The organism is uncultured Oceanicoccus sp., from assembly GCF_963968385.1.
Taxonomy (GTDB): domain Bacteria; phylum Pseudomonadota; class Gammaproteobacteria; order Pseudomonadales; family Dasaniaceae; genus Oceanicoccus.
In genome coordinates, this window is the sequence record NZ_CAXAHB010000055.1 from 1 (window position 1) to 11,722 (window position 11,722).

General features: G+C 44.0%; 10 protein-coding genes. 4 read left to right on the top strand and 6 right to left on the bottom strand.

What is annotated here, in order from left to right:
• Positions 1 to 142: 142 nt before the first annotated feature.
• Positions 143 to 619 carry an Lrp/AsnC ligand binding domain-containing protein gene (locus AACP44_RS06820; RefSeq protein ID WP_339339727.1) on the top strand — a complete coding sequence of 159 codons (477 nt, stop codon included), beginning with the start codon at positions 143 to 145 and terminating at the stop codon, positions 617 to 619.
• A 57-nt stretch (positions 620 to 676) separates the two neighbouring features.
• On the opposite strand, the gene AACP44_RS06825 is transcribed toward AACP44_RS06820, so the two are convergent.
• Positions 677 to 1,828 (bottom strand): saccharopine dehydrogenase NADP-binding domain-containing protein, encoded by a 1,152-nt coding sequence (locus AACP44_RS06825; RefSeq protein ID WP_339339728.1) that lies wholly within the window; start codon positions 1,826 to 1,828, stop codon positions 677 to 679.
• A gap of 396 nt (positions 1,829 to 2,224) precedes the next feature.
• On the opposite strand from AACP44_RS06825, the gene AACP44_RS06830 reads away from it, so the two are divergent.
• Positions 2,225 to 3,301 carry an alpha/beta fold hydrolase gene (locus AACP44_RS06830; RefSeq protein WP_339339729.1) on the top strand — a complete coding sequence of 359 codons (1,077 nt, stop codon included), beginning with the start codon at positions 2,225 to 2,227 and terminating at the stop codon, positions 3,299 to 3,301.
• Between the two features lie 126 nt (positions 3,302 to 3,427).
• On the opposite strand, the gene AACP44_RS06835 is transcribed toward AACP44_RS06830, so the two are convergent.
• Both AACP44_RS06835 and AACP44_RS06840 read right to left on the bottom strand, forming a co-directional pair.
• The gene (locus AACP44_RS06835; RefSeq protein ID WP_339339730.1) at positions 3,428 to 4,420 is read right to left on the bottom strand and encodes a MerR family transcriptional regulator; all 993 of its coding nucleotides are present in this window, start codon (positions 4,418 to 4,420) and stop codon (positions 3,428 to 3,430) included.
• Positions 4,421 to 4,522: 102 nt separating this feature from the next.
• The gene (locus AACP44_RS06840; protein WP_339339731.1) at positions 4,523 to 5,911 is read right to left on the bottom strand and encodes a sigma-70 family RNA polymerase sigma factor; all 1,389 of its coding nucleotides are present in this window, start codon (positions 5,909 to 5,911) and stop codon (positions 4,523 to 4,525) included.
• 394 nt (positions 5,912 to 6,305) lie between these two features.
• Between AACP44_RS06840 and AACP44_RS06845 the strand changes: the two genes are divergently transcribed.
• Together AACP44_RS06845 and AACP44_RS06850 are read left to right on the top strand one after the other, a co-directional pair.
• Positions 6,306 to 6,677, top strand: coding sequence for a DUF393 domain-containing protein (locus AACP44_RS06845; RefSeq protein ID WP_339339732.1), 372 nt, complete (start codon positions 6,306 to 6,308; stop codon positions 6,675 to 6,677).
• A complete protein-coding gene (locus AACP44_RS06850) occupies positions 6,678 to 7,121 on the top strand; it encodes a pyridoxamine 5'-phosphate oxidase family protein (RefSeq protein WP_339339733.1) in 444 nt (147 codons plus the stop codon).
• Between the two features lie 210 nt (positions 7,122 to 7,331).
• Here the strand turns inward: AACP44_RS06850 and AACP44_RS06855 are convergent, their stop codons facing one another.
• From AACP44_RS06855 to AACP44_RS06865, 3 genes are all read right to left on the bottom strand, one after another.
• The gene (locus AACP44_RS06855; protein ID WP_339339734.1) at positions 7,332 to 7,976 is read right to left on the bottom strand and encodes an enoyl-CoA hydratase/isomerase family protein; all 645 of its coding nucleotides are present in this window, start codon (positions 7,974 to 7,976) and stop codon (positions 7,332 to 7,334) included.
• Between the two features lie 100 nt (positions 7,977 to 8,076).
• Complete coding sequence (locus tag AACP44_RS06860) at positions 8,077 to 9,258, bottom strand: acetyl-CoA C-acyltransferase (RefSeq protein WP_339339735.1); 1,182 nt, start codon at positions 9,256 to 9,258, stop codon at positions 8,077 to 8,079.
• 62 nt (positions 9,259 to 9,320) lie between these two features.
• Positions 9,321 to 11,438 (bottom strand): 3-hydroxyacyl-CoA dehydrogenase NAD-binding domain-containing protein, encoded by a 2,118-nt coding sequence (locus tag AACP44_RS06865; protein ID WP_339339736.1) that lies wholly within the window; start codon positions 11,436 to 11,438, stop codon positions 9,321 to 9,323.
• Between the last annotated feature and the right edge of the window lie 284 nt (positions 11,439 to 11,722).

Here is an 11,722-nt window from a genome sequence, read left to right on the forward strand (position 1 = left end):
CATTGTGCCAAAACCACAATAATATTAGATTTCATATTTTTTAAATAAACGATATATAATCCTGCCTAACAAGATGTTACTGATATTTTATATCTGTGAAGCCCGCCTTTAAGCAGTTTGTGAACAACAGGATGTGATCGCCATGAGCAGAACGCTTGCGCAACTAGATAAAACAGACCGCCGTATACTGAATAAGCTGCAGCGTGATGGGCGTATTTCTAATGTAGATCTTTCACGATACGCCAACCTTAGCCCAACCCCCTGCCTTGAGCGGGTTAAACGCCTGGAAGCCGATGGATTTATTGATCGCTATGTCGCACTACTCGACCCATCAAAACTGGAAAAGAAGTTATGCGCGTATATAGAGGTGTCACTGAATAGCACCTCAACCGAAGCTCTGAAAAATTTTGATCAACATATGCGGGGCATGCCTGAAGTACAAGAATGCCAGATGGTAGCTGGAAATTTTGACTATCTAATTAAAATTCGGGTCGTTGATATGCAGGATTATCAGCGGTTTTTAGGTGAGCAATTGGCAACAACACCCGGCATCGCCCAAACGCATACTTATGTAGTCATCAACGAAGTAAAATCGGTAACCACCGTTGCGATAATTTAAAAATAACCTTCTCTTGGCTGACTAGCATTTGGCGCAACAGCCATAACCAAAATAATCTTATTCTACAGTAAAAATAAGCCCAGCTTGGTTTTGTAAACGCTCAATCAGAGACGCACCCATAGCGGGGGCAGACGTTAAGCATCCACCGGATGTCTCGGTGTTTTCCAGTAGACATATCGCGGCTTCAGCAATCATTTTTGAGGTAGAACCATAGCCGGGATCAATATCACCTTTTACCGAGACCTGAATGGTTTGACCATCGCTGGCGGTTCCGTAAAAAACAATATCGTAAAACCCCGCTTCGCGCTGCTCTTTGCTCGGGCCTTCACCAGGTTTTAGAGACATATCAAAACCCATCTCTCCCGGCTTTTTGGGCTTTTCTTCAGAACCCAACAATACCATTTCGTCATACACAAAATCTTCACCGTATTGATGACCTAACAAGAAATTAGAACGGTGGATATTTTTGGTGTTAATCGTAGCCATGATAAACGGTCCCGACCAACTATTAATATCGTCTTCAAAGATTTTTTTATCACCCGGAGGTTGTTCTGGACCAGTAAATCCTTCTGTTAGAGCAAAAGGATTAACCAGCACATCAATTAACTCAGGGGATTTTTCAGCTGCCGCCATCGTAGCTTTGAAACTAGCTACTGTCCCGCCTGATGCCATGCCACTCATATTCCGAATACGACATTTAATTCTACAAACCGGGCCACCCAGTTTTTCCTGCGCTATTTGCTGCAAAAAATAAGTGCCCATATCAAAAGGAATTGAATCAAAACCGCAGGAGAATACAATCCTTGCGCCGGTACTTTTTGCCGCGGTGTTATATTCACCAATCATTTGATGCATCCATGCCGGCTCACCACATAAATCGACATAATCGGTGCCATTTTCAACACAGGCTTTAATAACATCAGAACCATAGTTCTGGTAAGGACCAACAGCACTGATTAAGACTTTAGTCATGGATACCAGTTTATTCAGCGAAGCCTTATCGTTGGTATCAGCAACTAACAATGCAACGGTAGTATCCAAACCTAACTCGTTGCGCACTTGCTCCAACTTTGACCGACTTCGCCCTGCCATTGCCCAATTAATATCCCGATTAACACCGTAGGTAGCATTAAGATGCTCACAAATTAAACGGCCCGTAAAACCGGTGGCACCATAGACAATCAGGTCGAAGCTGGGGGAATTTGTCATTATCATTTTCTCTATCAGATTATACAGTACTAATGGTCAGGTTAAGTACGATAGTCTGTCGAACCATACCATTCGATGCCGAACTAATTGTAAGTTATGCCAGTGAATATGACAATGTACGCAGCTTACCAAAAAGCTAACTTACCTAGTGTCCTTTAGAGCTATAGTTAGCTTGATTAAAATTCCAGAGCCATTCAGAAAAATTTGTAACCGATTTCTAAAGTCAGATTTACCCCTCGCAAGCTCTTGCCAAACAAGGCTTTCATAAACTGCAACTATTGAATGGGAGTAACTGTCTCATCTGAACCTCCATCTATCTACTCTATTCTTCTGATACAATCTTTAGTGCCAAGTTTGGCCATTGACTGCAAAGCCTATGTAAGGGGAGACGAACTCATGACACGTAGAAGTTTTACTATCGGATTGGTCAGCTTGCTGGTTTTCGCTGGGCTGATAACAGCGTTCACAATCACGCGTGATGGCCAGCAATTTACGCCGAATGGGCGGGGAGAGGTTTCACTAGAAGTAGGTACATTTGAAGCGTTTCCTTTGCCTGACTACGCGCTCCCATTCGTGACCGATGACTACAAAAGCTATCTTATCGAGGTAGAACCAGGAATCAAAGTCCATGTACTTGAGGTGGGTAATGGATTTCCCGTTTACCTACAGCATGGAAATCCCACCTCTGGTTTTCTATACAGACAGGTTGCCACAGAACTCAAAGATCAGCAGGTAAGGTTAATCATGCCGACCATCATTGGTCTGGGCTTTTCCAGCAAGACATCTGTAAGTCAGCATACTTTAGAGAATCATATGCGTTGGATCGCTAGCGTCATTAAGCAGTTACAGTTGTCAGAACTGGTATTCGTTGGGCAGGACTGGGGCGGACCCATTGGTATGGGTGCACTGGCTCTCAAGCCTGGGTTGCTAAAGGGAGCGGTGATTCTGAACACAGGCCTAAATGCCCCCACAGAGGCGCAGAATCTCTCAATCCCCCACGCTTTGGCTAAAGCGCCAGTGCTGGGTGAGCTGATGTTAGAGGTGTTGGTGTCGATCTTTGACATGATGCCCAATACGCAAAATGACCCAGGCTCGCTGCCATCTGAGGTGCTTGAGTTATACAGCCGACCGTTAGCAGAAAGCGGTAATAGTAAAGCGCCTCTCAGGCTAATGCGTATGGTGCCGGATGGACCGAATCATCCTAGCGCATCCCAGATGCGTGTCATAGAGGACTATGTTGCAAGTCTCAATATTCCAACAGAGATCGTTTGGGGGATGAATGATCCGATTTTGACCAAGGTTTTGCCGACTATGAAAACAAACTTTCCTGACGCCCCAGTTACCGAAACCTCTGGAGGTCATTTTCTGCAAGAGGAGGTTCCCGCTGAGATTGCCGCCGCTGTTATGCGCGTGGTGGAACAAGTGCAAGAGCGCAGCGCCACCTTGGGCAATGATAGAGATATCGGTAGTTGAAGCCATTCCCACGCAACGTCATGCCAAACCTATGGGCGGTTTCTTTATCTGGCTTGCAACGGTAGCAGTTATAAAACGGTGGGGGTATTGTTGTCGACGGCAGTATGACTTTAAAGACACTATCACTCAGACCGAATCTAGCTTCAACCCCTCCAACCCATCTTCGTCTATGGCCGCTAACAACGCTTTTTCCATTAAATTTCTGGCCTGCGTTGTATAGGCATAGATACAGGCATGTATTGAAGCTTCTTTCCAACTATTCGCTCCACACTGCTGGCTATACTGCTCGAAGGTATTTAAGGAACGAATCAATTCGGATAGATGAGAGGGGCACTTACAAGTGATGGCATTGGTTTTTTTTGCCACCTCAGTGAGAGCTTCATCAGTAAAATAATTGGGAACAGCGAACGGCAACGGCACATTAAATTCACGACTGCTATCATGTAAATTCGAAATATAAGCTTGCTGTTTTTTGGCCTTAGCAGTCACTTTATCTAACAACCCCAAATCAACTGGCGGCACAAGCAAATCAATGCCGCTATTAGCTAATTGCTCAAGCTTGGATTTACCGGTTATGTGACCGACAATAAAAACACTACAACCACGCTGCCTGATTTGAATCAGATGCTTCAGCATCATGTTATCAATTTTAGTTAACTGAATAATCAGAATTTGTACCGTTGAAGATTGCACACATTCTAGCAACCACTGTTTTGGGGGAAGCGTTGGAAATTCTACTGATAAACTGGGATAGCGATTGCGGTGCTGCTTTAGCAATGTCGTAATATCTTTACCAATAATCACAGTTTGAAGAGGCTCTTGGCAACTGTTAGTCTCGGCAGCCATATTATTGGCTATCACAGTCAGTGTTTTTTGAGGCAGGCTGGCAATATCCTTAATTCTCATTCCACTATCGACCAATTGCTTGATCATTGCCAAATGGTCTAGATCCACCTTGTTATATTCACGCTGCCCTCCCGGAGTTCGCCTAGATGACCCCAGACCGTGACGACGCTCCCATGTTCTGAGACAATGAATCGATATGCCAGTCAGCCTTGACACTACACCAATACTATAAGAAGCCTGCTGATAGCTATGATTATGCTGATTGACACCCAATATTACTTGCCCGAGCTGATGATTTAGAATGGCTAATAGTCATTCTACGCATTAGAACTGATGGCAGATCACTGAGCTAAAATGGTTGTGTTAGGGCATTTATTATTGCAGGTCTTGCTTTTCTACTAGCTCTCGTAAATCAGCAAGAATCTTCTTTTCAATCTGACGAACTCGCTCCCGACTTAGACCTATATTTTTGCTAATTAATTCCAAGGACTGAGCCGCGACACCCTTAAGACCAAATCGATGAATCAGAATAAACGCCTCTCTCTCGGTTAAATTCTCCAGCATGACATCTACCTTTTGCTTGAGTTCTTCCTGCCATACTGAATCCGTTACCTCCTGCTCACGATCAGCTAACACATTCGATAGAGTTAGTGCCTGCTCCTGATTAATCATTGGCTGATCAATTGACAGAGCATTGTTATTTAATGCCAACAGAGTTTTAACCCGAGGTTCACTTAATTCAGAATTGGCTGCTACATTTATTGGTGTAACAAGCTTGCCCTGACTCTGGAGGTTCGCTGCCGTTTTACGCAACTCACTTAAATCCGCGGTCGCTGAAGTGGGTAGCCGCATAAATCCTTTTTGCCCTGTTAGCGTCAACCGACACTTTGCATCAATCCAGTTATAGGCATAAGTTGAAAAACGGTAACCCGTCTGGGGCTTATATTTCTCTATCGCTCTGATTAAACCAAACACGCCTTCCTGCAAAATATCCGAAATATCCCTTGGGCTTGACGCATGCTTTTTAGCTATATGATAGACAAGCCGCAAGTTGTGATTAACCAATAAATTTCTACACTGGAAATATTGCTCAATCAGTGACGCCATATTTTGTTCAGCATCAGGATCCGTCTGACTAGCTTGTTTTTTTACATCATAAGAAATAAGCCTTAGATAACTAGAAAAGGCGGTTAAATAAGTAGAGCATTGATCAGGCTGGCTAAGCGCAAACCGACTCTGAGCAATTGCCAGCACCAGCTGATGAGGCCAGTCAACCAAGGTTAACTTTTTAATCAGCTGAGCGGCATTATTCGCAGAATATTTCTCTAGCTGATTCGCTAACTCCAACACCTTGTCATACCCTTCTAAAGACTCAACCATCTGCTTAATATCGGTCATTAATAAACGATGCGCTTTAGTGGAAAGCCCCTGATCCAATGGGGTTTGTTTGCTAGCTATGGAAGTTAGATAGGCCACCAAGGTCTGACGGGTTTGGCGACAATGAACCAAATCGAGAGCTATTTGGCTAACGATATTCTGCAGCCTAACAAAGTACTGCTTCTCCTGCGTCTCTGAAAGCTGGTGCGACTGTTTGAGACTGCGATGAAGAATAGCAAGATTATCCCGCGGCCTATCCTTATCATCACCAATCACAGCAGGTATTACGCCCTCTTCCTCTTGCTTGACGCTTTCCAGCTTAAAGGCTTGCCAATCTTGGGGGACACCGACCGTCGGTGTGATCAAATCATCTATATCTATCCACATAAAACATCACTTTGAAACGGCTTCAGACTTAGTCATTCTAGATACGCTAAACGTGTGGTCTTGGTGCAAAACAATACCTAGACATTAACTCGTCAAATAATGATAACAATCGTTCTCTCAGCCTTAATAAACACTATAAAGCAAAGCTAAAAGAATGCTGAATGTTGGATTTAATATATTGGTGTTTCTTATACTCAAGATATAGAAGCTATAAAAAGTGGTATAACTATTGTCACGGAAGGAGTGACCAGAGCCTATAACAGGTGTGAAGTTAATCAAGGCATTATCTGTAGACCTAGATCTCTTGCCCGTCAGAAAGTGCGCATTTAGCATCCATCTGAGCTGACTGAACGTACTCTAGACACTGTATAAACTTTCTATTCGGGTTCTGATTATGCCAAGCAAGATTCTCTACTACGACGGCCAATGCCCCTTATGTTCTGCGGAAATGCAGAAATTAAAAAAGCACAGTAACGGGCAACTGCAACTACAAGATATTCATTTACTACAGGAAGAGTCAGATTTACCGAATAAACAGGATCTACTGACTGTTCTGCATCTAAAAAATTCTGATGGCGAGTTTTTAACTGGACTAGATGCTAATATCGCTGCTTGGCAATATACCCGTTTCGGTTTTTTACTGACTTGGTTGCGCTGGCCATTAATCGGATCAGTGGCAGACTTAGTCTATAACTTTTGGGCAAAGCGGCGCTATCAACGGCTTTACGATAATCCAGACAATAACTCTCAGGAGGGTGATAATTAAGTGAAAGATGCCATCGCCTCACTCTTAGATCAGCAGGCACAGTGCGTGCTTGCCACACAGGGCGAACCAGAGCTTGGCTTACATTTGATGGCTTATGCTTTTTCTAAAGACCTCGATCAAATCTATATTGCATCCCTTGGTCACACTTATAAAGTTGAAAATATCCGGAGCCATAGTCATGTCACTTTACTATGGGATAACAGGACGGGTAATAATACTGATCACATTCAGGGCTTGGCCATCAGTGCATTTGGCAATGCGATTGAACTTGATGGTGAGCCTGCAATTAAAGCTGCGAAGTTGCTGGGTGAGCGCAACACATCATTAGAGAAGCTATTAACTACCAATAACGTGGTGATTTTTGCTATTAATATCGATCGATATCAATGGGTGAAAGGTTATTCCGAGGTCGTCACCTACAGACCTGTAAAATCTGTTGATTGAAGATACCCTAAGAGAATAATGATGATTGCCCCAAGAGCACAAAACCATCAGACAACAGACGTTTTATTTCAAGAGCAAATAGCTATAAGCAATTCTAGCCCTAGTGTACTCATAGTTGCTGACCATTTGCTGATGCAATCAAACGACTCAAAAAACTTCTTCGCTATCAACTACTCCGGTTAAAACCATCTCTATCGGTCATACTATTTTTCAAGTCAGATCCTTATATAATGTCTGCTTAAGTTCTTTGAAGATGCCTGATTCTTTGCTTGCCAAAGTAGTCGCCAACTCCAGGGCTTTATCCAGTAGGACTTCTGATGCTGCTTTACTGTCGACAAATCCTGCTGCAATTGCCTCGTCAGCTGTATAACGCTTACCGGTGAGAACCGCATCACGCACCGTGGCAGGCGGCAGTTTGGCGGATAGGATATCCATCATTGGTTTGTTGATAGGAACCCCGACATCAACTTCAGAGAGACAAATCCAACCGCGATCTTCACGCATAATGCGGTAATCCACCGACATAGCCAGAAAGGCGCCGCCAGCAAAAGCATGGCCGTTAATCGCCGCTACAGTGGGAAAAGGAAGAATCAAAATACGACGACAAATTTCCAGCAAGTTTCGTATAAATTCTTTATTATCAGATTCATTCAATTTTTTTACGGCATCAAGATTGAGACCATTATTAAAAAACTTGTTTTCGCCGGTAATCACCAACGCGGTATCCTCGCCGCAGTCAGTCTCCACTTGATCAAGGATTGCTAGCATCTGCTGCTGCCAGTCAGGACAGATCGTATTACCATCGCTGGTCATAGTGATGGTATAAACACCCCCATCATTACAAAGATTTATCAAGAATTATCTCCAAACAAGTTTTTCACTGATTAAGCCGTTTTTACGACTGCTAAGAAGCCGTGTGAATACTGTCACCTCTATCAAGAGGGATCAAAACCGCTTATAAAACTTCAAACAAACCCGCTGCACCCATGCCGCCACCAACGCACATAGTCACAACCACATATTTAACACCGCGACGCTTACCTTCGATTAAGGCATGCATTACCATACGCGCACCGCTCATACCATAAGGATGACCAATTGAGATAGCACCACCGTTGACATTCAAACGATCATTCGGGATGCCCAATTTATCGCGACAATAGATAACTTGCACAGCAAAGGCTTCATTCAACTCCCAAAGACCAATATCGTCCATGGTTAGACCATTGGCTTCAAGTAGCTTGGGAATAGCAAAGACTGGCCCAATACCCATTTCATCTGGCTCACAGCCGGCAACACTAATACCGCGGTAAACACCGAGCGGCTTAAGCTTGCGCTCTTCAGCCAGAGCACGATCCATAACAACCACTGCTGCAGCACCATCAGAAAGTTGTGACGCATTGCCGCCGGTAATGGTACCGTTTTCACGCACCGCATTAAGACCACTGAGAGATTCGCTGTTAGTGCCAGGACGGTTACCTTCATCTTTCGTTAGAGTCACTTCTTCAAAAGTGGTTTCTTTGGTTTCTTTATTAAAGATCGCTTTAGTCGCGGTTACCGGTACGATTTCATCGTCAAATTTACCCGCTTCCTGAGCTGCCGCCGTGCGCTCTTGCGATTGCACAGCATATTCATCTTGCGACTCACGGGATATGTTATAGCGCTTGGCAACAACTTCTGCTGTATCGAGCATGGGCATAAATAAATCCGGTGTATGAGCAATGGCTTTAGGGTCAACCACACGATCCATATTCATTTTTTCGTTTTGTACTAAAGTAATTGATTCACAGCCACCGGCAACAACCACAGACATACCATCACAGACAACTTGTTTCGCAGCTGTGGCAATGGCCATCAATCCGGATGAGCACTGCCTATCAATCGTCATACCTGCAACACTAGCGGGCAAGCCAGATGCCATCGCCACATTACGCCCTAAGTTAGTCGATTGAGTACCCTGTTGAATAGCCGCACCCCAAATACAATCATCAACTTCAGCGGGATCAATACCTGCGCGCTCAACAGCGGCTTCAATCGCATATGACGACAAACTTGGTGCTTCTAAATTATTGAAGGCGCCACGATAAGCTTTGCCAATGGGGGTACGCGCTACAGAAACAATAACAGCATCTTTCATGTTCTTACTCTCTTAATATTTTTCATTGTTAATTAAAAACTCTACGTGGATGGAGACAAACCTTATTGACTAAAATCTTTAAAAGACTTGCCCTCTGCAGCCAATTTTTTCAGCAGAGAGGCTGGTTTAAACCATTCTTCACCGTATTCACCCAGTGAATTACGATGTTTTTCAAGAGCATCAACAACCGTTTGTAAACCAATTTCATCAGCGTATTGCATTGGACCACCACGGTAAGCAGGAAAGCCGTAACCATTGCAGTAAATGATATCGATATCACCGGATCGATAGGCAACTCCTTCTTCTAGTATCTGGGCGCCTTCGTTGATTAACATATAAATTGTACGCTCTAAAATTTCTTGATCAGAAATATCGCGTTGAGTGACGCCATGCTGCTTTGCCAGTTCAGCAGCCAACTCCATGACTTCAGGATCTTGTTTTTTATCGCGACCCTCATAAATATAAAAACCTCGTCCGGTTTTTTGACCAAAACGTTTTAATTCGCACAACTTGTCAGAAATCGCAGCATATGATGGATCACGTGAATAATATTTATCCTTTTCAGCCTGACGAGCAAAATAACCAATATCTATACCCGCAAGGTCATTCATACTGAGAGGTCCCATCGCCAAACCGAAGTCGGTTAACACTTTATCCACTTGTGCCGGATTGGCTCCCTCAAGAATTAAGCGTGCGGCTTCACGACCATAAGGTTCTAGCACACGGTTACCAATAAAGCCCCAGCTATTTGACGAAACAGCTGAAACTTTACCGATAGTTTTTGCCAGTTTTAGGGACGTAACCAATACATCATCCGCTGTTTTCTCTCCTCGAACAATCTCCAACAGCTTCATTACATTGGCTGGACTGAAAAAATGCAAACCAATAACATCACTAGGGCGAGAAGTAGCAGTGGCAATTTCATCGACATCAAGTGTGGAAGTATTACTAGCCAGAATCGCACCCGGCTTACAAACTTCATCTAGTGCGGTAAATACTTTTTTCTTAACCTCCATATTTTCGAAAACGGCTTCAATGACTAAATCCATCTCGCCGAGATCACTATAATCACAAGTGGATTTCAACAAGGCCATGCGTTCGTCAACTTCGGCGCCTGTTATCCTGCCTCTTTTGACAGAGATGTCATAATTCTTTCGAACCACACCCAACCCGCGCTCCAAGGCTTCGGCATTCAAATCCAAAATAGTAGTTTCGAAACCGGCATTGAGAAAATTCATAGCGATACCGCCACCCATAGTACCAGAGCCAATAATGGCCACCTTATTAATCGGGCGGGTTGATATTTTTGAATCGATACCGGGAATTTTGACGGCGGCACGCTCAGCGAAAAATAAATGTTGTTGAGCCCGTGCCTGCGGTGATTCTGCACACTGCATAAACAGCTTTTCCTCTAACGCAAGACCTTCTTTTAATGACAGCTCACAAGCGCCCTCTACCGCTTGAATAGCGCATTCCGGTGCAAGGAAACCACGTGTTTTACGTGCGATACTTTTACGAAAATCATCGAACAAATTCTCGGGCAGTGAATTGGCATCAACACTCAAATCTACACAACTTTTAACAGCAGCACCATTGGCCACCAAAGTCTTGGCATAGTCAATTACCGCAGCTAAAAAGTCGCTGTCTTCATCAACAAGCATATCAATAATACCACCGGCCAGAGCCTGTTTTGCACTGATAGCCTTGCCTGTGACTATCATCTGCAAGGCCGTTTCAACAGCTGCCAAACGAGGCAAACGCTGGGTACCGCCCGCACCGGGGATAATGCCTAAATTAACTTCTGGCAAACCAAGTTTGGCTTTAGCATGAGCGACACGGTAGTCACAGGCTAGCGCCAATTCACAACCACCGCCGAGCGCCAAGCCATTGATGGCCGCAACAATAGGTTTGGATGATGCTTCCAATTGATTTAAAAGTTCTGGAAGCTTCGGCTCGGCAAAAGCTAATGGTGAACCAAATTCGCTCACATCCGCACCGCCACAAAATATTTTTCCAGATGAACTGATCACCATCGCTTTAATACTATCATCCGCCAAAGCTGTTTCGAAAGCCTCTTTGATCGCCCGACGAAGAGGCTGCCCCAAACCATTAACGGGTGGACTGTTCAGGGTAATAATGGCAATTGTGTCTTGTGTTTCGTAATTAACTACCGTATTCATAAAAGACCTTTATTGAAAATGTATGCTAGGCGCCGCCAAGCTTTGCTGTTGAAAATTCGTTTAGTTGCACTGCTGCTAAAACTTTTGGTCAATTAGAAACAGTACAGCGAGGCACATAAAGTAAGGGAATCATATTCGGTCAAGATTGAATCTGCCTTGTTGATTTGGGAACAACAATATGGCCCCCAGAGACGTGACAATAGGGGGCATATCTTTGGACATCAACTCAATTGTACTGAAACTAAAATCTCAGTGTGATTGATGAGTAAAGACCAGCAAACTCA